This window comes from Bombilactobacillus sp. ESL1187 (assembly GCF_058107155.1).
This window is the reverse complement of sequence record NZ_JBYLTZ010000001.1, coordinates 95,251-119,631: the sequence shown is the minus strand read 5'-3', so window position 1 is coordinate 119,631 and position 24,381 is coordinate 95,251. Positions and strand designations below refer to the sequence as shown.

The window sequence follows — 24,381 nt, the reverse complement described above, 5'->3', positions numbered from 1 at the left end:
GTTCCCCCTAATTTAAAATTGCTTGCACTGTTTTGGCAATCCGCCCCTCGTTAGCTTTGAGCGCTTTTAAGGCAGCCATTTCATCTAAGCCAGTTAAGATCATGACAATAGCCACTTTGGGGCGATGGTGCGCCTGTTCAAAGGTCTGGATGGCGGTTTTTTGGTCACAATCGGTGGCTTCGCAGATAATTCTTTGAGCGCGATCGACTAACTTTTCATTGGTTGGTTGCACGTCAACCATTAAGTTGCCATAAACTTTGCCCGCTTCAATCATGGCCGTGGTTGAAATCATATTTAAAACCAACTTTTGGGCAGTGCCCGCTTTCATTCTGGTGGAGCCGGTGATGACTTCTGGTCCGGTGACCACTTCAATGGGAAAGTCGGCATGTTGACTAATGACTGCATCGGGATTACAGGATAGAGATCCAGTTTGAGCACCGATTTGCCGGGCATAATCCAATCCGCCAATGACATACGGCGTGCGACCTGAAGCAGCGATTCCTAAATAAAAGTCTTTCGGTCCAAAGTTTCGCTCAATTAAATCTTGTCGCCCCAGTTCGGGATTGTCTTCGGCACCTTCAACCGCTGTTAACATAGCTTTTTGTCCGCCAGCGATCATCGCCTGAAAAACAGTCGGTGCTACTCCATAGGTCGGGACAGTTTCGGCTGCATCTAAAACGCCTAAGCGTCCACTAGTACCAGCCCCCGCATAAAAGACGTGCCCTCCTTGGGTAAGGCTTGTTTTGATAGCAGTGACTACTTGGACTATTTGTTGGAGAGTTTCCGGTTGACCGATGATGCTGGGAACCGTTTGGTCTTCTTGGTTAATTAACTGTAAGATTTCATAGGTTGAAAGTTGGTCAATATTAGTTGTTTTTTGATTACGTTGTTCAGTTGGTTTCAATTAAAATTTTTGCCCTTTCACATAAATAATGAAAATGGATATCAAATATTATTTCATCAGATTGAAATTATATTTCATTCAGTTATAATTTAACTGAAATCGTTAACTAAGTCAAATACAAATAGCCAGAACAAAAAGTTTTTAGATTATTTTATAATTTTGTAATAATTTTATAGTATTTTGAATTATAATGAAGGAGAACATTCCAAATGTTAGGTTTTTCAGTTTATTTGTCCCAGCCATTGGATGCCCGAGTGCAACATTATCTGCAAACGATGTCTCAAATTGGTTTTCAAGGTGTATTTACTTCATTAAATTTACCGGAGGATGATGCTGCCGTTTTGGCCCAGCGCTTACAACAATTAGCTAGTTGGTGTCAGCAAAATAATCTGGCTTTAATGGTAGACTTATCTGATTTTGCATTAAAACGCTTAGGTTGGTCGCTAGCAGATCCGCACAGTTTACAAAAACTGGGTTTAACGGGAATTCGTGTTGACGCGGGATTAACTTGGCGCCAAGTCGCTTGGCTGAGTCATTATTTCACTGTGGCTGTGAATGCTAGTACCTTTAATGAGGCCGATTATCAGGCCTTGTGTGCAAATAATGCTGATTTGGCGAATATTGAGGCGTGGCACAATTATTATCCGCGTCCTGAAACCGGCTTGGACAGTGCATGGTATCAGCACCAGAACCAATTTTTGCAGAACTTAGGTTTAAAGACAATGGGCTTTATTGCCGGAGACGGTAGTTTGCGTGGCCCTTTGTATCAACATTTACCGACGATTGAAGCGCAGCGTGAACAATTACCGTTAGCTAGCTTTTTACAATTACGGCAATTAGCGACGGATCATGTTTATATTAGTGATAACTCGTTGAGTGCTTTGAGTCAGGCAATGTTTGCGGCGTATTTAAAAGAGCAAGTCGTTGAATTATATTTTGCCGATTTACCACCTGTTTTGCAAAAAACATCCTGGCATAATCGTCCAGATGTTGCTCAACAGGTAGTTCGTCTGCAAGAAAGTCGACAACGGCAATTACTTAATTGTGCTGTAAAACAAGTCGCTCAGCGTCCGCGCGGAACATTGACCTGTGATAATGAGCGGTATCAACGTTATGCTGGCGAATTACAAATAACAAAATGTGATTTGTCCGAAAATCCAGCGGTAAATGTGATTGCCCATTTGATACCAGCGCAATTAGACTTGTTGCCATACATTGGCGCAAACCAAAAACTACAGTTGCTAGCCGCAACTGTGAACTAAACTTTAGGAGGAGAAACCCATGGCGAAAGATAACTATCAAGCAATTGGTCAAGGTATTTATGACCACGTTGGCGGTCCAAATAATGTTGTTAAATTAATTCATTGTATGACAAGAGTCCGTTTAACAATTCGTGATGAAGCTCAAGTAGATTTAGAAGGGCTAAAGAAAGTTCCAGGAGTGTTGGGAGTTGTTCAAGAAGACACTCTGCAAGTAATTGTTGGTCCTGGTACTGTTAATAAAGTGGCGCAAGCTATGGTTGATCAAGTAGGGGTCAAATTAGGAGATCCTTTTCCGCAGACAGCGGCTAAGTTTGATGGTAAAAGTGCAGTTGAAGCTAAGGCTGCGCAGGTACATGCTGAGCATAAGGCGCAACAAAAGCAGACTTGGTGGCGTAAAGCCCTAAAACATATTAGTGCCATTTTTATTCCATTAATTCCAGCCTTTGTTGGTGCGGGGTTAATCTCGGGCATTGCGGGGATTTTAGGTAATCTGCAAGTTGCAGGCACTTTGAATCAGCAATGGACGCCGTTTATTACAGTTCTAAAAGTAATTAATAGTGGTTTATTTACTTATCTAAATATTTATATTGGCATTAATGCAGCGCAAGAGTTTGGTGCCACTCCGGGTTTAGGCGGGATCTTGGGCGGTCTAATTTATTTACCAGGAGTTGTCGCACCGATTACCTTACCGAATATTTTTACCGGTAAAGCCTTAGTAGCTGGTTCCGGCGGGGTACTTGGTGTGTTATTTGCTGTTTGGGTCATGGCTTATTTAGAAAAATGGTTGCATAAATGGATTCCGGATGCCGTAGATATTATCTTTACGCCGTTTTTAACCTTATTGGTGATGGGCTGTTTCACGATCTTTTTAATTATGCCCGCAGCCGGCTGGTTATCAGCATCGCTTGTCGGGGGCATTAATTGGATCTTGAAAGTCGGTGGTGCTTTTGCTGGTTTTGTATTAGGCGCCGTCTTCTTACCAATGGTTATGTTAGGTCTACACCAAATTTTGACGCCGATTCATTTGGAAATGATTAAAAATACCGGTTCCACGCCACTATTGCCGATTTTAGCCATGGCCGGTGCCGGGCAAGTCGGTAGTGCCATTGCATTATGGATCAAATGCCGAAAAAACAAACAGTTAACAGGAATGATTAAAGGTGCTTTGCCTGTGGGAATTCTTGGTGTGGGCGAACCGCTGATTTATGGTGTGTCATTACCATTAGGGCGACCGTTTATTACTGCCTGTATCGGTGGTGGAATTGGTGGCGCAGTGATTGGGGCGTTTCATGTGGGTGCAACGTCCATCGGTCCTTCTGGTGTGGCTTTAATTCCGTTAATTGCGCATGGCAAATGGTTACAATATATTCTTGGATTATTAGCAGCATATCTTGGTGGTTTTGTGATGACCTATTTCTTTGGTGTTCCTAAGACAGCGATGGCCGCCACCAATGTTGATGGTAGTTTAGTTACTGAGGCAGACACTGCAGAAGCCAAAGAACAATCGAGTGCACCCACAGCAGTAGAACAAGCTTTGGCGCTGCAACCTCAAGTAGGCGCAGTTAGTCAACTGGTCGCACCAGTGGCTGGTGAATTATTAGCTTTAAGTGATGTCCATGATGATGTCTTTTCACAAAAATTATTAGGTGATGGCTTTGCTTTAGAACCGACGCAAGCACAGATTGTGGCACCGGCCACAGGAACTTTAGTTAGTTTGACGGAAACTAAACATGCATTTACTTTAAAATCCGAAACGGGACTAGAAATTTTGGTCCATTTAGGCATTGATACCGTAGAATTAGGTGGTCAACCCTTCGAATTCACGGTTAAAGCCGGGCAACAAGTGCAAGCAGGACAAGAATTAGGAACAATGGACTTAGCGCAAATCAAAGCGGCTAACAAAGAAGCAACAGTGATGACCGTAATTACCAATATGGCTGCGGTGCAAGAGTTAAGTGAACTATCTTTTAATCAAGTCACTGCTGGTCAAGCCGTGCTACAAGTTAAAAATAAGTAAAATAATAGATACAATTGAAAAATAAAAAAGCGGACTGCATCAAGTTAGTCCGTTTTTTTTGTTTAAATAAGACTTGAATTCTTGTTGAATCATACTTTTTAAATACTTGGGAATGCCAAAATAAGCAATAAAGGCGGTGGCATTCAGTTGTTCAGCCGTCAGTAGCTGATCATAAATTGGGAGGATTAATCTGACAGCAGTAGTGTCTGCCTCTAATTCCATGACCTTTTTATAGCAAGAATGGTAGAGTGCGGCATAATTATTGTGATGACAAAAAATATGTCCCATTTCATGAGCTAGTTGAAAGGGAATTTCACGTTGGTTTGGCCAATTAGCGTTTAAGGCAATTCGCTTTGTTGCGGGATAAGAGCAGGGTGCCGTTTGGGGAGCTAATGAAAAAGAATGCACTACGATTTGATTCATAGTCGCAATGTTCAATAAATAGTCAAAGATTTGATCATGCAATTAGCCCGCCACCATATTATCATTGAGATTTGTTTATAGATAATATAGCAAAAATAAAATGTCTTATGATTAAAATAACCTAAATATTGAAAAACAAATTGCAAATTAACGCATACCGTTAGTTTCTAGTTTATGTAATCGTAAATCACTTATTTTTTCCGCCTTTTAAAAAGCGAAACATGACGTCTAAATCAGCTTGGGGAATGACCTTACCTTCATAGGTCATCACAACATTATCATCAGTAATATCAATATCTTGTTTACAAGGTACGATTTGTTTGAGGTTGGATTTACCCAGTAAGTAATCGGTAGAAACATTAAAGAAGCCAGCAATTTGATTGATTTTTTTGATCGACGGTTCGCGCGTTTCACGTTCCCAAGTACCAATCGTTTTGCCAGAAACATCTAGCTGGGCGCCCAATTCTTCTTGTGTATAGTTCTTTTCTTTGCGTAAAGTTCTTAATCTTTCACCAAACATAATAATTAACCTCGTATTAAGAAATTACTACAATAAGTAGTAAAATTAAACGCACAGAACGTAGTATTACACATTGACAAGCTACTTTTTGTAGCATAAGATTGTTCTTGTAACTACTAGGTGTAGTTTTAAGGTGGTGATGATGAATGAATAAATTAAAAGATATTCGAAAGGAGCGTGGTTGGACTCAAAGTTATTTAGCTGAACAATTGCATGTTTCGCAAAAAACGATCAGTGCTTGGGAGCGAGACTTTCGTATTCCTCCGGCCGCAAAAATGCAGCAGTTAGAAGATCTTAGCCAAGTACCTAAAGAACAAATTTTTAGTTCGGCGTTTAATTATAAAGGTGATTTAAAGGTTAGTGAAAACAATTACTAGCAAAAAAGATTAAGATAAAATTTTTAATCTATGGCCTGAAAGATGTGACAAATACATAACAACATCTCGAATAGACTATCAAATTTAAATAGTAATTGGTTTTAATAAATGAAAGCGATAATATTTAAAAGGAGATCAGTTTTATGAGAAAAAGTAAAAAATTATTGTTAACGTCAATGACAGCGCTAGCGTTGGCCAACGTTGGAGTTGGCACAGTTGGGGCATTGACTAGTGTTAATGCTGAAGAAATACCCTTATCTGAGGCTGGTGGACATTGGGATAAATATAATGGTAGTAATTGGACGAGTGTAGTTGACTTTGAATATGCTGAAGCTTACAACTCACATGGACAATTGGCTAATGATGGTTACTATTGGAAAATACCTAAAATAACGGTAAATGATTATGAATCTAAAACAATTCCAGCGCCAACTATTCCCGGATATACTCCTAATTACTCAACGGTGACTTTTACTAACAAAGGTCCAGAATATGGTTATGTTACTCAAGAAGAATACGGTCGAGATAATGGTCAGAATCCCTATTTAACTTACTTAAAAGATGGTGATACTTGGGCCGCTCATGGTTTGAATTCTGATGGCACGAGAACTTTAGATAGTGACTCGTCAATAACTGATAATGGTTCAACGAATAATAGTTCTAATAATAATTCATCATCCACTAATACCGGATCTGATACTAATACCAATAATACTAATAATAGTGAAAATACTACTAATAATGGTACTAATTCCAATGCTACGATCAATCAGTCAGCTGCTAGTAATACTGCAACTATCAAACCAGTCACAGTGGCACCTACAATTTCAAAGAGCAAAACCACGGTTAGTTTAGCTCAAAGTAGTCAGGTTTATAAATTAGTGGGCAATACTTTTACTACTACTGGTCGAACTTTAGCAGCTAACACAAAATGGTTAGCTACTAAAGAAGCAAAAGTTGGTAATGATACTTACCTGAATGTTGGAGCTAACGAATGGGTCAAAGTTGCTAATAATGCTTATACAATCACTAAATATAAAGGGGTTTGTGTAGTAAAGAATGCTGTCAATGTCTATGGTTTTAACAATAGTCAATTTACAATGCAAAATCGGACTTTAGCTGCTAATACGGAATGGAAGTATGATAAAAAAATAACAACGAATGGTCAAAGCTATGTCAAAGTTAGTCCAAATGAATGGTTAAAATTAGACAATAATGTTTCAGTGGTTCAGTAAAAAAATGATTGGAAAATAACTTAACACTAAAATGTCAAGACACTGGTTCTTGGCGTTTTTAGTATACAGTTCTTTCAATTATATTTTTTAGAAAGGCGAGAACTTGAAATGAAACTAAAAATTTCATTATGTATAGCAGCTTTCTTAACACTGGGTATCGGAAGTCAGTATCAGACTTCCAAATTGCAAGCTGCTGACTATCATTATCCAGTAGCAACAGTAAAAAATTCAGCGCAATTATATAATGTTAACGGTCAACCAATTAAGCAGTCATTGGCTGCTAATACGGCTTGGCGGATCTTAGATATTCAAACGGTTAATGGCCAATCAATGTATGAAGTGGCTCAAAACATATGGCTCCCTAGTTCGGAGAGTTCGAATAATTTTACACCACAGCATTATAATTACCATGTGGTGCGCGCCATTGCCCCTAAGAGCGGCTATGCACCATTATATGATAATCAACAAAAATTAATTGAGGCACGTGTAGTGCTAGATTTTTCGGATTGGCGCGTTGGTAAAGTCAAAACCGTTGGTAATGTCACTTACTATCAAATTGATGGTAAGGAGTGGTTGAGTTCTAATGATGGGGTAGCTAACTTTACTGCTCCTAACCAGTCAGGGCAAACAGTAACTAATAACTTGGGCGCTGCTAATAATCAGCCAAGTAACAATGATACTAACGTCAATACGGCTACTGGTAGTGCTAGTGGTGGTTCAACAAGTAGTAATTCCACGAATAATGCTAATCCGACAACTTCGACGGGCAATGATAATCCAATAAATAGCAGTAATACGAGTCCTAACAATAATGACAGTCAAACGTTAGATCCTAATAATTTGACTCAGGCCCAATTGCTCGAATTGAATCAGTATGCACTGGATGTAATTAATGGTTACCGTCAAAAAGCGGGTGTAAAACCTTGGATCTTAAATAATTCTGCGATGAGTTTTGCTAGTGATGTGGCCAAGCAATATCAAGCGGATAATTGGTCGATATTTGAGCATATTCAGCACGTTGGTCCTACAACAGAAGCACATGATATCAGCGCTATTACTAAGATGGCTGCCAAGTATGGCTTAAATGATGGTGGACAATTTTATGAAAATGCCGAAACATCACCTTATCAAAATCCAACGACAATGGCTGGCTTCAAGCAAGACATTGCCGCGGCTATTCACGATATGATTTATGATGATGCGACTTCTAACTGGGGCCATCGTGATAGTTTGCTGAGTTCTGGTGGATTTGCTAGTCAAGCGCAAAAGAATACCTATTTTGGGATGGCTTATAATCAATTGCCTAGTGGCGAACGGATAACGCACTTTATCTCAGTACCTGAGAATTATATCCAAGATTCCGATCTTTTTCATATTCCTGGTCAAGCTCACGTCCAAAAGTACGATGTGAACAACTTACCACAGGATCAATTATTAGAATTGAATCAGTACGCGGTCGCAGCCTTAAATAAATTGCGCAAGTCGGTTGGCAGTCAATCATTACTTTTGAATCGCTCAGCAATGAGTTATGCCAATGCGATTGCCCAACAAAACTTACAAGAAAATCAAGGGTTGAATACTAATAATCATGGTTCTTTCAATTCTGCCGTCATGCAATTAGCTTCAAAGTATGGCTTGAATAACAATGGTCAATATTATGAAGAAGTTGAAAGCTTTGCTGATACGCCTAAGCAAATTAGTATGCCAGATTTGAAACAAGACATTGATCGAGCAATCAAATACATTACCGATGATAATATTAATGATAGTATGCTGTTGAGTACTGGTGAGTATTGGAGTGATAATAATACTGCCAATGATTACTTTGGTTTTTCATTGTATCGCCTAAGTAGCGGTGAGATGATTATTCATTTTATCTTAGTGCCTGAAAAGTTGATTGTAGATCATTCATTATTTGATACTTCTGCCAATATTTGAAGTTAGTGTATAGTAAAAGCCATTCCTTCAGGGCAAGGAATGGCTTTTATTTGGATATTAATGTCACAGCAGGTCTATTCAGATTGTTTTAAAATTTTTAGACTATGGATCAAATTGAGGACTGAGGCAATTAAATTGACAGTGGCTACGGTAGTAACTATTTTACGTTTAAAGCTTTCGTCATCCAATGGAAGTTTCTGAAATAAGTTTTTCATAATTATTGTCCTCCTAAGGTAACTATTAATACTAGATACATTATATCATTTTACGTGTGGTACTATTTAAAAAATGTTTAAAATAAAAAGCCTGATTAAGCTAAACTTTACTATCTTTAGTCTAAGAAAGTTAATCCTATGTTAATTAAAGATTGCAAACTAGATGCTTCTTGATTAAACTTAAGAAAGTATGACATGGGATTTATTTTCTTTGTTTAGGAATAACCAAAGTATAGTATAGTCAGGCTTTTTATTTCAACTAACTTTTAACTAGCACCGTTCGTATCTAATGAAAAATGATTTATTTGATTGATTAAATAAAATAGGAGAATAGTTTTTTGAATAGTAAAAATAATGAAGATAAAATTATCAATAATAAAAATTATTATTATCTTTCTAATGATGGCCACTATATTGAACCTGTTCAAGATAATTTTAGACTTTATAGCATAATTGATAAATTATATAGTATCTCTAAAAGGTTTAGTCTCAGTCCTTACATATGGATTTTTTTTAGTACAATTTTTGGGATACTTATATTGTTATTATGGATATATTTAATATATTTTAGCGTTTTTAAGCACAATAATTTTAATTTGGTAAAAATTATTAAAGAAGGATTTAAGCACAATTATTTAATTTATTTTTTTATTTTAATTATTGACATTATTTTACTATTTCCGATGTACAAATACTTATATATTGATTATAAACTAAATGTAAGGTTTAAATATTTTGACGAAAAGGATATAGATAAATTAAGAAAAACAAAGTTTAAGTATAAGAGGTCTATCTTTTTGATGAAATACTCTTGGCTAACGAAGTTACTATGGCCATTTTATAATTTTAAAAATGTTTCTTTTGCACTTTGTTCTTTAGTTGATAAAGTTCTTCATGAAAATGTACCTAAAAATTATTCTGATATTGACTATATTTCTGGAGAAGAACTAAATAAATTAATTGGGCTGTTCAATGATCATTTGAGTAAAACTAAAAAATTGAAAACAAAAATTATAAAGTGGTTTTTATCAATTATGTCATTGATTTTTATTCCATCTTTTTCTTTAATTGTTTCGAAGATTGTCACTCCATTTACGGCATTTACATTTGTATTTTTAATATTCATAATAATTTTATTAGCCTTACTTATTATAAATTTAATATTTGATGATTTAGATGATTTTGAAAACTTTATTTTTTCAAAAGACTATTTTCGTATTAAAAAAGTAATAGAGCTTTTAAAGATATATAGGGACATCGTCAACTTCAAAACAATTTTAAGTCAAGAAACAAAGGGAAAATCTTTTGATTAAACTAGACAAGCGATTCATCAAGTTTTATCTAAAAAATGATTAATTTTTATCAAAATAATATTGACAAAGGTACTTAATGTTCAATATAATGTTAGTTGTTTGTCGCAGTGGCTCAGCTGGATAGAGCAACGGTCTTCTAAACCGTAGGTCGTGGGTTCGAATCCCACCTGCGACATTTTTTGTACCTTAATATGCTGCAATTCACAATCTGATAGCACATAAATGCTATTTTGTAAGTGTTTTGCTGTTGGATTCATTCACAATTACAGTCGAAATTTGGTGAACATTTTGGTGGAACTGTGCATTCTTATTTATCAAGCAGGGCACCTTTAATTGATAAAAAGGGCAATTATGTACGGACTGTGACTAACGGTGAGATTTATAAGTCAAAATCAATGCTAGCTGGTGTTATCAAGTATTGTCTAATTAACATCTACCAGCTTTGTATACAGCTGGCAGTGGTAAGTAAATAAAAAAGCTCCCAATGTGAGAGCTAAACATAATTAAATTGTGGGATTTTGGGAACGATTGTGCTACATATGAATATGTAGTAAAAGATGTTAGCATTAGGTTTATGTAACAACAAAAGAAGGCGCTCAAAACTTTGGTGGAAGTTTAAGATCGTCTTTTTTTGTTTCAAAAATTATTTGTGATTATCTAACTATTTTTTAAACATGGTTACTAAACAACCAGAAATAACTGCTGAAACAATTTGTAAAAAAGTTTTATTAGCACTAGTTTCCCCCCTCAACTTGCTGTGTCGGGGCTGCAACTTAAATATTATATTATAATGAAGGTATTTATTTTTAATTAAACGTTGTTTCACTATGGTGAGCATTAGACTTTTTATTCATATTTTTTTTAGCAATTACAACTAAAAAGTTTTTACATTGCAAAGAAAAGATTTTCTTGGTATTTAAATATCGCAATGCCAAAAGTTGTTTTTGTTAGTAATTAAAAAGCTTTATGAAAAAATAGATATTGTTTCATTGCGACACATTTTTTAATTATAGTGTCACTTTGAGATAGTTATGTTATACTTGTCTTGCAAGATGTTAGTAATTCTTTGCATACAAACACAAAAGCCATTCCTATGCTGGTAGGAATGACTTTTTTTTTGTGTGGTTGTCCATGACAACTCATTTTTTATCATTATGTTTGCCGTGCAACCAGTCGGCAATCATTTGATTCACTGCACCGACAATAATTGGTGCAATGATCAATGTTAGTAATTCTTTGAACATACAATCACTCCCTTTCGGGGCGAGTTGCCATTAAAAATTATATCATGAACAATTAAGTAATAGTGTAGCCTGGCAAATCAAGCCAAATGGATATTTTGTCATTATCTATAAAGTTAAAAACTTTGATGATTATCATCCGGCGTACTAGGATATGTGCTTTGTCTTTCTTTAATTTTACTTCTAATTAGTTGAAAAATAATTTTTGCTTGACTTAGAGTTAGCTCTAAGTTGTAAAGTTAACTTATTCTAAGTCGGAGGTGCTTTACTATGAAGAAACAAACAGCCGGACGTGAGAACTTAGGTGATTTTGCGCCCAAATTTGCAGAATTAAATGATGACGTTTTATTTGGAGAAGTTTGGTCACGTGAAAAAGAATTATCACCACGTGATCGTAGTTTAGCCACCATTGTTGCCATCATTACGGCCGGTAATTTTGAACAATTACCAGCTCATTTAAAGATGGGAAAACAAAATGGCTTAACTAAAGATGAAATCAGTGAAATTATCACTCATATTGCTTTTTATGTTGGTTGGCCGAAAGCTTGGTCAGCATTTAATATTGCTAAAAAATTCTATGAAGAACAGGGAGAATAATAATGGCTAAAAATGAAGATGTTAAAAATGGAGTAATTTTTGGTAGTGGTGACAAAAATGATGCCTTTGCCCAATATTTTGTCGGACAAAGTTATTTAAAGAATTTAGTCTCAGATCCTGACGTGAACGTTGGTGTTGGCAACGTAACTTTTGAACCAGGTTGCCGTAATAATTGGCATATTCATCATGATGGCTTCCAAATTTTATTAGTTACTGGTGGCGAAGGTTGGTACCAAGAAGAAGGCAAACCAGCGCAACATCTAACCCCTGGTGATGTGGTTGTAACGCACGACGGCGTGAAGCATTGGCACGGTGCTACTGCCGATAGTTGGTTTGAACATCTGGCAATTACAGCTGGTACTCCTGAGTGGTTAGAACCAGTGTCTGATGAAATTTATGATGCTTTGGATACGAAGGAAGCTAAATAATGTCACAAAATATTACTGTAATTGGCGCTAATGGACAAATTGCACGGTTGGTTGAGCAGCATTATCTCAACCATGATCAAGTTAATTTAAAATTATTTGCTCGTAATGTGCAGCGTTTACCACAAGAATTTGCAGCGGCTAATAATGTTCAAATTATTGAAGGCGACGCCCGTAATTATAATGATGTTTTCAAAGCGGTAGCTGGTAGCGATTTAGTTTACGCTAATTTGGGTGGCGTCTTTACGCCGATGGTCCAAAATATTGTTCAAGCGATGAATGAACAACAAGTACGGCGGTTAATTCATGTGACTGGTTTAGGCTTGTATCATGAGGTACCAGATCCCTTTGGCACCTGGGTTGAAGAATCTTGTGGTCATGCGGTCATGGAAGATACCAGAGATGCAGCCAAGCTAATTGAAGAGAATGGTCAGTTATACTATACGATTATTCGGGCTGGTTACATGTCGAATGCGCCGGTAGTTGATTATGAATTAACTCATCGTCATGAACCTTTTAAAGGAACAACCATTTCACGAGCCAGTATCGCCGATTTAATTGAACGAATGATTGATGATCCCACACTGTTTGTCAATGATAGTTTGGGAATTGCCCAAGCAGGAACTGATGGTGCGACACCGGTTTACAAATAGGAGTCAATTAAATGACGAAAACTTATCGGATTGGTGAATTTGCGAAAGTTGTCCAAACCACGCCTTATACCTTGCGTTTTTATGAAAAAGAAGGTTTGCTGACCGTGCAAAAAGTTCATGGTCAGCGCTTGTATACGGACCAAGATGTTTTGTGGTATCAATTTCTGCAACATCTCAAAGGCGCGGGTTTTAGTTTGTTTGAAATGAAGCAGTACGTGACTTGGCGGGCTCAAGGTGATGCCACGATTGGCAAACGCCAAGAGTTATTGCAAACTAAAAAGCGTGAGCTGGAAGCCAAAATTCAACAAGAACAAGAGCATTTACAAGTTGTTCAAGATAAAATTGATTTTTATGCAGCGTTAAAACAACATGCTATTACCGATGACTTTGAAACTTTTCGGCAACAGCGGCATGTAAATTAAAATAAAGGAAAACGTTTGGTAAATTGGCGAAATTTATACAAACGTTTTTTGAGTTTTCAATGTAAATGTTCGCATTTGGTAAAGGTCATTGCTTGAATTAGTCTAACTAGTTAAGATAGTTTTAAAAATAAATGAATAAAGGAGTGGGCATTGATGATTAGTATCAAAGACGCAGCAACACAAACTGGACTCTCAGCCGACACGATTCGTTATTATGAAAAGCTGGGCTTATTACCCGAAGTCCGTCGTTCCAGTACAGGCATTCGTCAATTCGATGCGGCCGTTTTGAGTCGTTTAGCATTTATCAAAAAGATGCGACAAGCAGGAATGTCACTAGATAGTTTACAAAAATATATTAATTTATATCAATCGGCTGAGGATACAACACAAGAGCAATATCAACTATTAAAAGAACAACGACAAATTATGGAGAATAAAAAACAGGCTCTTCAGGTGGCAATTGATCACTTGGACTTTAAAATTCAACATTTTAGTGATCATGTTTTACCAGCGGAGGATCAATTGCACCGCTTAGAAAATGAACGTTTGTCTGAAATTATTAAAAAATAAAATTATTGCTTGTCTTGGAGTCAACTTCAAGTTGTATCTTAATGATAGTCATTCGTAATAAGGCAAAGATCTTATGGATTGACGCTAATCTTAGATGCTCTTGAGGAGTATGTTGATAATGACAGAAGTAATGGTAGTCACGGGCGCTGGCCAAATCGGAATGGCCATTGCACGGCGCGTAGGTTTTGGCAAAAAGATTTTTTTAGGTGACAAAAATTTGGCGAATGCTCAGGCAATTGCGAAGACAATGACTGATGCAGGTTTTGATGTGACACCAGTGGAGATGGATTTAGCTAGTCGGACATCCATTCAAAATTTATTAACACAAGCACAAGCTAGTGGCGAGATTACGATGGTTGTGAATGCGGCGGGGGTTTCACCAAGTCAAGCATCCATTGAAACGATTCTCAATGTTGATTTATACGGCACGGCTGTTTTGTTAGAAGAAGCGGGCAAAGTGATTGCACCCAATGGTGTCGGCGTAGTAATTTCTAGTCAATCGGGCCACCGAATGCCAGCCTTAACGCCACAACAGGATCGCCAATTAGCCATGACCGCGACTGAAGAATTGTTAGATCTAGACTTTTTGCAACCTGATCAAATTGAAGATTCCTTAAAAGCTTACCAATTGGCCAAACGGTGTAATGAAAAGCGCGTAATGGCCCAGGCCGTTGAATGGGGTAAAAAAGGAGCACGGATTAATGATATTGCCCCGGGGATTATTGTCACACCTTTAGCAATTGATGAGTTTAATGGGCAACGTGGTGATTTTTATAAGAATATGTTTGCAAAAAGTCCTGCTGGTCGCCCAGGAACGGCCGATGAAGTAGCCAATGTAGCAGAATTATTAATGAGTCCTGCTGGTCAATTTATCACGGGTTCCACATTTTTGATTGATGGTGGAGCAACTGCCTCTTATTACTATGGGCCTTTACAACCAGAAAATAAGTAGGAATTGAAATGCGGCTGGGCGTTAAATTGTCATAGCTAAATCTGTTTTGCAAACGTTTTTTTGATATGCTATACTAAAGAAGTTCATTATAAGGATTGTTACTCGCTTTTTGAGGCATTACCTTTTCTATTTTGATGGAAAGGTAAGTTATACCTCAAAAAGCGTTTTTTAGTTTCAAGGAAAGGATGTGTCTTTTTGCCATTTTGGAAAGTTCAGCAAACCTCAATTTTAGAAATTGCCGCACCAATTGCTGGCAAAATTATCCCATTATCAGAAGTGGACGATGAAGTTTTTGCTCATAAAATGATGGGTGAAGGTTTGGCAATTCAACCGGCAGTAAGGGCTGATACCATCGTGGCTCCTGTCAATGGTCAAATTGTTGCTTTGCCGCCATCGAAACATGCAATAGGAATTAAGGTCGCAAAATTTAAGCTGGAAATTTTAATCCACATTGGTTTAAACACGGTGATGTTAAATGGAGAAGGGTTTAAAGCCTTAGTTCAAGTCAATGATTATGTTACGCAGGGCTTCCCCTTGATTCGCTTTGATCCCCAATTAATGGCACAGCATCATTTAGACATGACTACAATCTTAATTTTTACTAAGGGTTATGATCAGCAGTTACATTTGGGAAAATTAGCGCATTCTTTGGTCAAACGCGGTCAAATCTTGTTGCGAACAGAATAATTTTGAGGGTAAAGTATGCTAGCAATTAAAAAAATTAATAATAATGTTGCATTATGTCGTGATAATGATGACCACGAATTAATTGCCTTTGGCAAAGGAATCGGTTTTCCAACCATGCCGTATGAAATCACAGATTTAAGCCAAGTAACGATGACTTTTTACAAATTAAATTCACAATATTTACAGTTGTTAACAGAATTGCCAGAAGATGTAGTGGCTGTTAGTTTACAGATCGTGCAACAAGCCCGTAGTTTAATTACCCGTCCGCTAAATCCTAATATTGTGTTCAGTTTAGCTGATCATATTAATTTTGCTATTATTCGATCACAAAAGCAGCAAAATGCATCTTTGTTGTATTCCTATGATATTGCACAATTCTATCCGCAAGAAACGGCAGTAGGTCAATACGCACTTCAATTGATTGAACAACAATTGCATGTCAAACTACCACCAGCAGAAATCACGGCGATTGCTACACACTTTTTAAATAGTCAAGAAGTCGTTAGTGATGGCACGATTCAACAAGAACAAAAAGTGATTGAACAGGCATTAGATATTGTGGAACGACACTTTAATATAAAGATTAATCACCAAAGCTTTACTTATAATCGATTTGTGGTGCATCTGAATTATTATTTACGTAGGTTACAGCAAGCACAACAAATGGCTAGTAGCCAGACTGAAGGATTATATCAAGCTTTTCAAAAGCAATTTCCTGAAATTTATCAATGCGCCTGTGAAATTAGTACCGTGATTGATCAAGCCTATCAGACGGTTAGCAATCAATCAGAAAAGTTTTATTTAATGCTCTATATTCAGCGAATGGTGGATAATACTCAAGCAAAGGAGTAATTTGATGGTGAAGAGTCAAGAACAAACCAACCGTATTATTGCCCAGAAAGTCTTACAAGCAGTGGGCGGTAGTACTAATGTTGAGTCAGTAACACATTGTATGACACGCTTACGTTTTATTTTAAAAGATAACAGTTTGCCAGATGACCAAGCTGTGAACCAAATTGCTGGGGTCATTGGCGTCCGGCGTTCAGCGGGCCAATATCAAGTAATTATTGGGCAAACGGTGGACTTAGTGTACGACCAATTGTGCCAAATCGCTCATTTACAGACGACACCGCCCATTACAGAAAACCTCGATACTGAAAAAACGCAGTCTAAGTTAACTTGGAAAAGTATTGGCACAATTATCATGAACAAATTAGCTGGATGTTTAACACCCTTGATTCCAGTATTAGTTGCGGCTTCCATGTTTAAAATGTTTGCGGCCGTTTTAGGTCCGAGTATGTTAAATGTTTTAAGTGTTAATAGTGATACTTATCGTTTGTTCACGTTTGTTGGTGACGCTGGCTTTTATTTTTTCCCAATTTTAATTGGTTATACAGCCTCCAAACAATTTCATACGCAACCGTTAGTATCCATGTTCTTAGGTGCGATTATGTTACATCCAACATTAATTAAAATGGTCACTACCGGTAAACATTTTTCTGTTTTTGGCTTGCATATGCCATTGGTCAACTATAGTGCGACGATCATACCGATAATTTTGTCAGTATGGTTGATGTCTTATGTGGAACGTTTCTTGAAAAAATTTATTCCCGCTTCGTTAAGTACGATTTTTGTCCCCACATTAACGATCATTGTCATGTTACCGATTACTTTATGTATTGTTGGCCCCGCTGGTGGTTTCATTGGCAAGTATATTTGTGACACAATCATTGGTTTTGGCAAATTAGGTGGTATTTGGAGCATTTTAGCGATTGCCATTATTGGTGCTGTTTGGGAGTTATTAGTAATGACGGGAATGCACTTAGTCTTAATTTCGGCAATGATGATGGTCATTGCCCAAAATGGTTTTGATAACTTTACGTTATTAGGATCTTTAGCCGCTAGTATGTCAGTAGCAGGTATGTGTATTGGCGCAGCGCTACGCTTGAAAAATAAGGATCAAAAAGCTTTAGCTTGGAGCTATTTTGTTGCTAGTTTTATTGGTGGCGTAACAGAACCCGCTTTGTACGGAATTGCGGTGCGCTATAAACGTAGCTTCTTAGGGATGATGATTGGCGGTTTTTGTGGGGGACTATATGCTGCCATTTGTCATATTAAAGGTTATGTTTTGGTGCCTGTGGCTAATTTTATGTCTTTGACGGCTTATGTTCATAATGATCCCACTAATTTGATTAATGGAATTTTGAGTGGGGTGATTGCAATCGTGGTGGCAGCTGTTGCAACTTACTTCATCGGTTTCCAGAGGAAAGATAATTCAGACACTAAAATTTCAGAATTAAAACCAGTGGAGGAATAAGCGATGAAAACTAAAATTATTGTAAGAGCGGATGATTTGGGTTACAGCGAAGCCGTTAATCTCGGAATTTTGAAAACTGTGCGCGATGGCATAATCAATAACATTGGTATTATGGTTAATATGCCCACTTCTAAAGCTGCAGTCCAATCATTGCTGAAGCTGACGCATAAACCGTTAGACTTGGGCTTACACGTAGTAATTTGTACTGGCCGTCCCGTTGTTAGCGCCGCTCAAGTGCCTAGTTTGACCACTGCTACTGGTGAATTTAAGCCATCCAAAGTTTATCGCAATTCCGTAAAAGATTTTGTTGATTTAGACCAAGCCGTTATCGAAATTGAAGCGCAATATGCCCGTTTTGTCGAATTAGTAGGGCGTAAACCGGATTATTTTGAAGGTCATGCTGTGGTTAGTGACAACTTTGTTAAAGCGTTAAAAATTGTAGCGCAACGACATCAATTACGCTTTTTAGAATATCATTTTGACGACAGTCCGACGCTATTAAATCATCAAAAATTATATCTAGAAATGAAAAGCATGCAACCAAATTATAATCCTTGGAAAACCTTACAAACAGCGGCACTAACGCAGCATAATGATGGCTATGAAGTGATGGTTTGCCATCCAGGATATTTGGATGACTTTATTTTGACGCACTCTAGTTTGACGATTCCGCGAACACAAGAAGTTGCGATGCTGTGTGCTCCCCAGACTAAGATTTGGCTATGGGACCATGATGTGGAGTTAATACGCTATAGCCAAATTTAACCAATCATTAAATTAACTTGATTGGCTGTTGATTACAAAAAGTAAATAACCTCAAAATGGGCCTAGGCATAGGCCCATTTTTAATAAAATTGTTGTTACTTTTGATTGTTCAAATCAATATTTTCAAAGGCCTGATTGAGTAAAGTTATGTCATCTAAAATTTGTAACTGCTTGCTTGAGGGAACAGAGTTGAGTATTTGCTTGATCATTCGTAAACGTGTTTGCGTCAAACTGTGATTTAAAGTTTGACCGAGCCGGCTTAGTTGAACCTCACGTTTGCGTGAATCGTGCGTATTAATCTGTGTTGTAATCAACTCGGCACGTTCTAAGCGGTCAAGTTGACGACTGATGGTGGAATGAGAAGCTCCCAAAAAATGTGCTAAGTTTTGGACATTGGTCGGCTGTTGGCGGGCAATGGTAGCAAACAAAGGAAATAATTTATAATCAAGTTGCACATGCGCCGCTTTAATTAAAGCTTGGTCATTTTGGGGTTGATTAAAAAAATAAGCTAGTTCAATTAATTGTTCGTAAAAAGTTTGGATTTGTTGATTATTCATAATATCAATTATACTAAATTAATGTGCAAAATGCACGTAAGTATGCTATTCTTTTTGTGTGCAAAATGCACCTAAAAGGAGGACATTAATTATGCAAGCAGCGATAGTTCAACAACCAGGAATGGTTCCGGTACTGCAAGCAGTTGCTGAACCAACGGTTAATTCTCAGCAAGAAGTGATTGTTATGCCGCAAGCGAGTGCTTTAAGTACAGTTAGTAAAGCTCAGTCGATGGGCCAACATTATTCTAGTAGTGCCCAGTTTCCGCGGATTGCTGGTACTGAAGGCGTCGGACGTTTAGCTAATGGGCAAAGTGTTTATTTTGCTAAACCACGCTGGCCATATGGTTCCTTGGCAGAAAAAACAGTGGTTTCAAAGCACTCATTGATTCCGGTGCCTGCTAAATTGAATCCGATCATGGCGGCAGCAATTGCTAATCCGGGTATGAGTTCCTATGCAGCGTTAGTCTATCGTGCCCAAATTCAAACAGGTGATGTGGTCCTTATTAATGGAGCAACCGGTACTGCTGGAGCGTTAGCGGTACAAATGGCGTATGCTTTAGGGGCAGTAAGAGTTATTGCTTTAGGACGTAATGCAGAGAAATTAGCCCAAGTTGGTGCTGATGAGTACTTTTCCTTTGGAGATTATGATTTAACGGATGCTCAACAATTTGAGCAATGTCAATTAGCGTTGCAAGCAACCATTGCCCAAACAACGATTGTCTTAGATTATTTGTGGGGAGCAAGTGCTGAGTTATTGTTAACAACTTTATCTCACAGCAAACCATCCCAAACAATTAGATATGTAGAAATTGGTTCCACTGCGGGTCAACAAATTAATTTACCAGCGCCGCTTTTACGCTCCTTCAATATTCAACTCATAGGTTCGGGAATTGGGTCTTTGGCTCCCAAAGAACTTTTTACTTCCATTCAAAAAGTTTTTACTTTAGCGTCTCAGAAGCAATGGACGGTCCCAATCAAGCAATATTCATTGCCGGAACTGGTGCAAGCTTGGCAAGCACCTAATGCTCCACGAGCTGTGATTAAAATTGCAGATTGAATTTAAAAAAGCTTGTAGTTTGAAGATAACAGTGTTATCTTTTTTCTAGGAGGCTTGATATGAAAGATAATCAAACGAAAGCACAATTGTTAGATTGTGCGGTGCAATTACTTCAAGAAGATAACTTGGAGGCACTATCCTTACGTAAATTGTCACAAAAACTAGGTTTAACGACAGGAGCTTTTTACAAACATTTTAAAAATAAAACTGAATTATTGACTTTGGCAATGCAAAGACTGTCACAACAGATTACACAACAATTTGAGCAACAAATTGGCTCGTTGGCAGAGCTTGATGCCCAAGAAAAGTTAGTTCAATTAGGAAAGTTTTTTGTAGAATATTTTGTCCAGCACCCCCAGTTAGTTAATGCCTTATTTTTTAGTGAGATAGGTAAAGCAGCGTTACAGCAAACTAACGGTCAATTCGCGTTATTAAATTTGACTAGACAGTTAATTCATCAAATCAATGTTAATTCAGATATTTCTGATGATGCTTTATTTGTGCAGACGTGGTCATTTATTCAAGGCTACGCTTTGTTAGTACAAAAGCAGGTAGTTAGTTTAGATTTAACGTTGATTCGCCAGACTTTATGTGCATTTATGCAAGGAGAAAATTAATGGCCCCCGTAATCGTTATTTATTGTCATCCCTATCCCAATAGTTTCAATCATGCGGAATTAGAAGCTGTTCAAACTAATCTGCAGCAACATCACCAGCCTTTTGAAGTGATTGATTTGTACCAAGATCAATTTCAACCATATTATGATCAAGAAGAGTTACGTTTATATCATACTGGTGCCAGTCATGATCCGTTAACGCAAAAATATTTACACTTATTACAAGCAGCGCAAGGATTAATCTTTATTACGCCAGTTTGGTGGAACACACTGCCCGGAATGTTAAAAGGTTTTATTGACAAGGTCATGAAAGAAGGCCCTGGTTTATCACATACCGTGACCAAGTATGGCATTCATGGCGAACTCAAAAATTTACGGCAAGCGTATGTTTTAACGACTTCCACATCACCGACTTTTTATTTGAAATGGTTTTGTGGCGATGATATTCAAAAGGTTTTTGTTAAAAAAACTTTGAAACAAGTTGGCGTTAAACATGGTCATTGGCAAAACTTTGGGAGAATCTCTAATTCGACTTTAGAACGCCGGCGGCGATATTTACAGCAGTTGGTTCAGACAACATTTAAGTTTTAAAAGCAGCTTGGCAAGCACTTTACTTTACGAAAAGATTACTCACCTTTTACAATAAGTTTAGATATAATAGGGGGCATGAAGATGAGTAATGATGGTAAAATGAATCAAGCTAAAGGTAAAATCAATGAAAGTGTTGGTAAAGTCGTCGGCGATGATTCCAAAGAACTCAAAGGTAAGGCCGAACAAGCTTTGGGTAAAGCTAAAGATCAGCTGGAAGATGCGAAAGACGACGTTTCTAAAAAAATCAATGAAAAAATTGATAAGCATAAACAGGATTAGTGCTTTATACTAATACTGAGATTATGAACTGTGGCAAAACGGTCTAACTGTTTGGAGGTCACAGTTTCTTTTTAATTAAGGGGGCCGAATTTTTGAAGACGTTAATTATTGTTGCTCATCCCCAGCTTGACAATTCCGCAACGCAACAATTTTTAAAACAAGGAGCTGCTATCGCTCAGGCAACTTGGCATGAAGTAAGTGCAACACAATCAACTTCCAGTGTGCAAGAACAGCAGTTACTACAACAAGCTGACCGAATTATTTTTCAGTTTCCACTCTATTGGTACACAATGCCGGCGCAATTGAAACAATGGCAGGATCACTACTTGACGACGAAATTTATTGAACAAAAACTAATCGGTAAACAATTAGGAGTAGTGGTCTCAACGGGTTTACCACAAACAGCGTTTCAAGCTGGAGGGCGCGTAGGCTTTAGCTTAGATCAATTACTAACGCCCCTACAAGCCTTGGCGCGCCAAGCGCAAATGATTTGGCTGTCAGTGTTTCCAATTTATCAATTTGCTTACTTAAATGAAGCCGAACAACAGCAATTATTGATGGATTATCAGCGTTATTTAAGCCAAGACCAACCAGATTCTTTAATTAAGCGTAGTCAATGGTATTTACAACAACTAACCCAATTGAACGCAACTGCAACTAATCCGCTGATTGATTTACTACAGGAACAATTGAGTCAAAATTTGTTACAACTAGAAACCAGTAACGATACCTTAAAATTAATTAAAGCAGGTGAAACAGATAATCTTGAATGATAATAATCAATGGGCCGTTGCGCAATTAGAGCAATTAATTCAGCAGGAGCCACAATATGAAAAACGAGCTTTTTGGCGCGGCTTAACTACTTTAATCAAAGAGCAAGATCGGAGATTGCAGCAACTACAATCAGAGATCGATGGTCGTTTATGGAATCATGATCAATGGTAATAATCTGTTAAACAGTTTTTAGACATGAAGCTATCACCAAAAGAAAAAGGTGGTTACACAATTCGGGGCAATTTTTGTTCCCACACGTTAAATGTGGTAAGATTAAAAATAAATAAATTTTAATTGCTTGGTGATTATGATTATGAAGAAAAAAACAATGAAAGCAATGCTTAAAAAATCTAAATCTGTTACGCGTCCCCAAATTACGGCGCAGTTAACTTTTTCTAATGGTCGGATACTTAATGTGCCGGTATATGCTGATGATCAGGCAGCAATTGATCATTTGAAGCAGCAATTGCGTGATAAAGATGGCAACTTTACGGATGTCCAAGGTCGAGATTATGACCTACGCAGTTTAGTACACTATGAATTTTTAGATTAATTAAATTTAGTTGACGAACCAATATTTTTTTTGTACAATTAAACAGTTGTAATTGTGCTACCACAGCTGCAACCGCACATGACTAGGTTAAAGCTTAACAGCGCCTAGTGTGGCGAGTCTAAGAATGGAGGTGTACAAATGTACGCAATTATTAAAACTGGCGGCAAGCAATACAAGGTTGAAGAAAACAAAGCCATCTTTGTAGAAAAGCTTGATGTCCAAGAAGGTCAAGAAGTAACTTTTGATCAAGTTCTTTTGATTGGTAGTCGTTCGATTACTATTGGAACTCCTACAATTGAAGGTGCTAAGGTTACTGGTACTGTTGAAAAGCAAGGCCGGGAAAAGAAAGTTATTACTTACAAGTATAAGCCTAAGAAACATTCCCATACTAAAAAGGGTCATCGTCAACCTTATACTAAAGTTGTAATTAAAAAGATTGAAGCTTAAAGATGATTCAAGCAACTTTTGTTTGTAATTCAGCTAAGCAATTAACAAAGTTTGTGATTGAAGGTCATGCCGATTCTGGCCCTTATGGTCAAGATATTGTTTGTGCAGCCGTCTCAGTGATTGGACTGGGAACGATTAATTCGCTTCAAACTGTGGCTCAAGTTAAGCCACAGGTTAATAGTGAAGCACAAAGTGGTGGTTATTTAGAATGTCAGGTTGATTATTCTCAAATTACTGCGCATGATCAATTGGTTCAAACACAAACTTTAATGGCTAATTGTTATCAGATATTACACTCGTTAGTTGACAATTACGGAGATTTTATCCGGGTTGATTTAAAACAAGAAACAGTTGGGAGGTAACAATTATGTTAGAAATGAATTTACAGTTCTTCGCTCACCATAAGGGGGGTGGTTCAACTGCCAATGGTCGTGATTCTGCTGGTCGGCGTTTAGGTGCTAAGAGTGCTGATGGCCAAAGAATTAATGCTGGAACTATTATTTATCGGCAACGTGGAACCAAGATTCATCCTGGTGCTAATGTTGGTCGCGGTAGCGATGATACATTATTTGCTTTAAAGCCAGGCGTGGTTAAGTTTGAACGTCTTGGTCGTGATAAGAAGCAAGTTTCAGTGATTACTGAAGATTAAATTAAAGAAGCCGCGTGAGCGGCTT

General features: G+C 37.5%; 31 protein-coding genes, 1 tRNA gene and 1 other annotated feature. Of the genes, 27 read left to right on the top strand and 5 right to left on the bottom strand.

Annotated features, from left to right (window positions below; genetic code table 11):
* Positions 1-7: 7 nt before the first annotated feature.
* Positions 8-904, bottom strand: coding sequence for an N-acetylmuramic acid 6-phosphate etherase (gene murQ, locus AC3B5B_RS00640; RefSeq protein ID WP_489769049.1), 897 nt, complete (start codon positions 902-904; stop codon positions 8-10).
* Between the two features lie 209 nt (positions 905-1,113).
* On the opposite strand from murQ, the gene AC3B5B_RS00635 reads away from it, so the two are divergent.
* Positions 1,114-2,166 carry a MupG family TIM beta-alpha barrel fold protein gene (locus AC3B5B_RS00635; RefSeq protein WP_489769048.1) on the top strand — a complete coding sequence of 351 codons (1,053 nt, stop codon included), beginning with the start codon at positions 1,114-1,116 and terminating at the stop codon, positions 2,164-2,166.
* Between the two features lie 19 nt (positions 2,167-2,185).
* The gene (locus AC3B5B_RS00630; protein WP_489757466.1) at positions 2,186-4,183 is read left to right on the top strand and encodes a glucose PTS transporter subunit IIA; all 1,998 of its coding nucleotides are present in this window, start codon (positions 2,186-2,188) and stop codon (positions 4,181-4,183) included.
* Between the two features lie 39 nt (positions 4,184-4,222).
* Here AC3B5B_RS00630 and AC3B5B_RS00625 read toward each other — a convergent pair whose 3' ends face one another.
* Positions 4,223-4,648 carry an ImmA/IrrE family metallo-endopeptidase gene (locus AC3B5B_RS00625; protein ID WP_489769047.1) on the bottom strand — a complete coding sequence of 142 codons (426 nt, stop codon included), beginning with the start codon at positions 4,646-4,648 and terminating at the stop codon, positions 4,223-4,225.
* A 145-nt stretch (positions 4,649-4,793) separates the two neighbouring features.
* Positions 4,794-5,126 (bottom strand): helix-turn-helix domain-containing protein, encoded by a 333-nt coding sequence (locus AC3B5B_RS00620; RefSeq protein ID WP_489769046.1) that lies wholly within the window; start codon positions 5,124-5,126, stop codon positions 4,794-4,796.
* 146 nt (positions 5,127-5,272) lie between these two features.
* Here AC3B5B_RS00620 and AC3B5B_RS00615 point away from each other — a divergent pair, with 146 nt between their 5' ends.
* From AC3B5B_RS00615 to AC3B5B_RS00595, 5 genes are all read left to right on the top strand, one after another.
* The gene (locus AC3B5B_RS00615; protein WP_489769045.1) at positions 5,273-5,503 is read left to right on the top strand and encodes a helix-turn-helix transcriptional regulator; all 231 of its coding nucleotides are present in this window, start codon (positions 5,273-5,275) and stop codon (positions 5,501-5,503) included.
* Positions 5,504-5,646: 143 nt separating this feature from the next.
* Positions 5,647-6,738, top strand: a complete 1,092-nt coding sequence (locus tag AC3B5B_RS00610) for a hypothetical protein (RefSeq protein ID WP_489769044.1) — start codon at positions 5,647-5,649, stop codon at positions 6,736-6,738.
* 108 nt (positions 6,739-6,846) lie between these two features.
* Positions 6,847-8,676: an SEC10/PgrA surface exclusion domain-containing protein gene (locus tag AC3B5B_RS00605; RefSeq protein ID WP_489769043.1), complete on the top strand. Its 1,830-nt coding sequence runs from the start codon at positions 6,847-6,849 to the stop codon at positions 8,674-8,676.
* 553 nt (positions 8,677-9,229) lie between these two features.
* On the top strand, positions 9,230-10,204 hold the full coding sequence (locus AC3B5B_RS00600; RefSeq protein ID WP_489769042.1) for a hypothetical protein: 975 nt from the start codon (positions 9,230-9,232) through the stop codon (positions 10,202-10,204).
* A 101-nt stretch (positions 10,205-10,305) separates the two neighbouring features.
* Positions 10,306-10,379 (top strand) — tRNA-Arg (locus tag AC3B5B_RS00595).
* A 964-nt stretch (positions 10,380-11,343) separates the two neighbouring features.
* Here AC3B5B_RS00595 and AC3B5B_RS00590 read toward each other — a convergent pair.
* Positions 11,344-11,448 (bottom strand): type I toxin-antitoxin system Fst family toxin, encoded by a 105-nt coding sequence (locus tag AC3B5B_RS00590; protein ID WP_489757477.1) that lies wholly within the window; start codon positions 11,446-11,448, stop codon positions 11,344-11,346.
* 267 nt (positions 11,449-11,715) lie between these two features.
* On the opposite strand from AC3B5B_RS00590, the gene AC3B5B_RS00585 reads away from it, so the two are divergent.
* The 10 genes from AC3B5B_RS00585 (at position 11,716) to AC3B5B_RS00540 (ending at position 18,833) form a co-directional block, all read left to right on the top strand.
* Positions 11,716-12,042 carry a carboxymuconolactone decarboxylase family protein gene (locus AC3B5B_RS00585; RefSeq protein WP_489757478.1) on the top strand — a complete coding sequence of 109 codons (327 nt, stop codon included), beginning with the start codon at positions 11,716-11,718 and terminating at the stop codon, positions 12,040-12,042.
* Positions 12,043-12,044: 2 nt separating this feature from the next.
* Positions 12,045-12,470, top strand: coding sequence for a cupin domain-containing protein (locus AC3B5B_RS00580; protein WP_489757479.1), 426 nt, complete (start codon positions 12,045-12,047; stop codon positions 12,468-12,470).
* Entirely contained in the window at positions 12,470-13,120 is a 651-nt protein-coding gene (locus AC3B5B_RS00575) for an NAD(P)H-binding protein (RefSeq protein WP_489769041.1), read from the top strand. The genes AC3B5B_RS00580 and AC3B5B_RS00575 overlap by 1 nt, the downstream gene beginning before the upstream one ends.
* Before the next feature lie 11 nt (positions 13,121-13,131).
* The gene (locus AC3B5B_RS00570) at positions 13,132-13,542 is read left to right on the top strand and encodes a MerR family transcriptional regulator (protein WP_489757481.1); all 411 of its coding nucleotides are present in this window, start codon (positions 13,132-13,134) and stop codon (positions 13,540-13,542) included.
* A 153-nt stretch (positions 13,543-13,695) separates the two neighbouring features.
* The gene (locus tag AC3B5B_RS00565; protein WP_489769040.1) at positions 13,696-14,112 is read left to right on the top strand and encodes a MerR family transcriptional regulator; all 417 of its coding nucleotides are present in this window, start codon (positions 13,696-13,698) and stop codon (positions 14,110-14,112) included.
* A gap of 109 nt (positions 14,113-14,221) precedes the next feature.
* The gene (locus tag AC3B5B_RS00560; protein ID WP_489769039.1) at positions 14,222-15,064 is read left to right on the top strand and encodes an SDR family oxidoreductase; all 843 of its coding nucleotides are present in this window, start codon (positions 14,222-14,224) and stop codon (positions 15,062-15,064) included.
* A gap of 195 nt (positions 15,065-15,259) precedes the next feature.
* Positions 15,260-15,751, top strand: coding sequence for a PTS sugar transporter subunit IIA (locus AC3B5B_RS00555; RefSeq protein ID WP_489769038.1), 492 nt, complete (start codon positions 15,260-15,262; stop codon positions 15,749-15,751).
* 15 nt (positions 15,752-15,766) lie between these two features.
* The gene (locus AC3B5B_RS00550) at positions 15,767-16,603 is read left to right on the top strand and encodes a PRD domain-containing protein (RefSeq protein WP_489769037.1); all 837 of its coding nucleotides are present in this window, start codon (positions 15,767-15,769) and stop codon (positions 16,601-16,603) included.
* Positions 16,604-16,607: 4 nt separating this feature from the next.
* Positions 16,608-18,068 (top strand): PTS transporter subunit EIIC, encoded by a 1,461-nt coding sequence (locus AC3B5B_RS00545; protein WP_489769036.1) that lies wholly within the window; start codon positions 16,608-16,610, stop codon positions 18,066-18,068.
* A 3-nt stretch (positions 18,069-18,071) separates the two neighbouring features.
* On the top strand, positions 18,072-18,833 hold the full coding sequence (locus tag AC3B5B_RS00540) for a ChbG/HpnK family deacetylase (protein ID WP_489769035.1): 762 nt from the start codon (positions 18,072-18,074) through the stop codon (positions 18,831-18,833).
* Positions 18,834-18,928: 95 nt separating this feature from the next.
* Here AC3B5B_RS00540 and AC3B5B_RS00535 read toward each other — a convergent pair whose 3' ends face one another.
* Complete coding sequence (locus AC3B5B_RS00535) at positions 18,929-19,390, bottom strand: MarR family winged helix-turn-helix transcriptional regulator (RefSeq protein ID WP_489769034.1); 462 nt, start codon at positions 19,388-19,390, stop codon at positions 18,929-18,931.
* Positions 19,391-19,481: 91 nt separating this feature from the next.
* Between AC3B5B_RS00535 and AC3B5B_RS00530 the strand changes: the two genes are divergently transcribed.
* The 10 genes from AC3B5B_RS00530 to rpmA all read left to right on the top strand — a co-directional run bounded on the left by AC3B5B_RS00530 (position 19,482) and on the right by rpmA (position 24,356).
* On the top strand, positions 19,482-20,447 hold the full coding sequence (locus tag AC3B5B_RS00530; RefSeq protein ID WP_489769033.1) for a quinone oxidoreductase family protein: 966 nt from the start codon (positions 19,482-19,484) through the stop codon (positions 20,445-20,447).
* 59 nt (positions 20,448-20,506) lie between these two features.
* Positions 20,507-21,064 carry a TetR/AcrR family transcriptional regulator gene (locus tag AC3B5B_RS00525; protein ID WP_489769032.1) on the top strand — a complete coding sequence of 186 codons (558 nt, stop codon included), beginning with the start codon at positions 20,507-20,509 and terminating at the stop codon, positions 21,062-21,064.
* Positions 21,064-21,654, top strand: a complete 591-nt coding sequence (locus AC3B5B_RS00520) for an NAD(P)H-dependent oxidoreductase (protein WP_489769031.1) — start codon at positions 21,064-21,066, stop codon at positions 21,652-21,654. The genes AC3B5B_RS00525 and AC3B5B_RS00520 overlap by 1 nt, the downstream gene beginning before the upstream one ends.
* Positions 21,655-21,735: 81 nt before the next feature.
* Entirely contained in the window at positions 21,736-21,933 is a 198-nt protein-coding gene (locus tag AC3B5B_RS00515; RefSeq protein ID WP_489757492.1) for a CsbD family protein, read from the top strand.
* Positions 21,934-22,025: 92 nt separating this feature from the next.
* Positions 22,026-22,706 carry an NAD(P)H-dependent oxidoreductase gene (locus AC3B5B_RS00510; protein WP_489757493.1) on the top strand — a complete coding sequence of 227 codons (681 nt, stop codon included), beginning with the start codon at positions 22,026-22,028 and terminating at the stop codon, positions 22,704-22,706.
* Positions 22,699-22,878, top strand: coding sequence for a hypothetical protein (locus AC3B5B_RS00505; protein WP_489757494.1), 180 nt, complete (start codon positions 22,699-22,701; stop codon positions 22,876-22,878). Before AC3B5B_RS00510 ends, AC3B5B_RS00505 begins: the two co-directional genes overlap by 8 nt.
* 142 nt (positions 22,879-23,020) lie before the next feature.
* Positions 23,021-23,260: a hypothetical protein gene (locus AC3B5B_RS00500; RefSeq protein ID WP_489757495.1), complete on the top strand. Its 240-nt coding sequence runs from the start codon at positions 23,021-23,023 to the stop codon at positions 23,258-23,260.
* A 60-nt stretch (positions 23,261-23,320) separates the two neighbouring features.
* Positions 23,321-23,390 (top strand) — a sequence feature (ribosomal protein L21 leader region).
* Between the two features lie 8 nt (positions 23,391-23,398).
* Positions 23,399-23,707 (top strand): 50S ribosomal protein L21, encoded by a 309-nt coding sequence (gene rplU / locus AC3B5B_RS00495; RefSeq protein ID WP_489757496.1) that lies wholly within the window; start codon positions 23,399-23,401, stop codon positions 23,705-23,707.
* Between the two features lie 2 nt (positions 23,708-23,709).
* Positions 23,710-24,069, top strand: a complete 360-nt coding sequence (locus AC3B5B_RS00490) for a ribosomal-processing cysteine protease Prp (RefSeq protein ID WP_489757497.1) — start codon at positions 23,710-23,712, stop codon at positions 24,067-24,069.
* A 5-nt stretch (positions 24,070-24,074) separates the two neighbouring features.
* Positions 24,075-24,356 (top strand): 50S ribosomal protein L27, encoded by a 282-nt coding sequence (rpmA, locus tag AC3B5B_RS00485; RefSeq protein ID WP_489755942.1) that lies wholly within the window; start codon positions 24,075-24,077, stop codon positions 24,354-24,356.
* Positions 24,357-24,381: the final 25 nt, after the last annotated feature.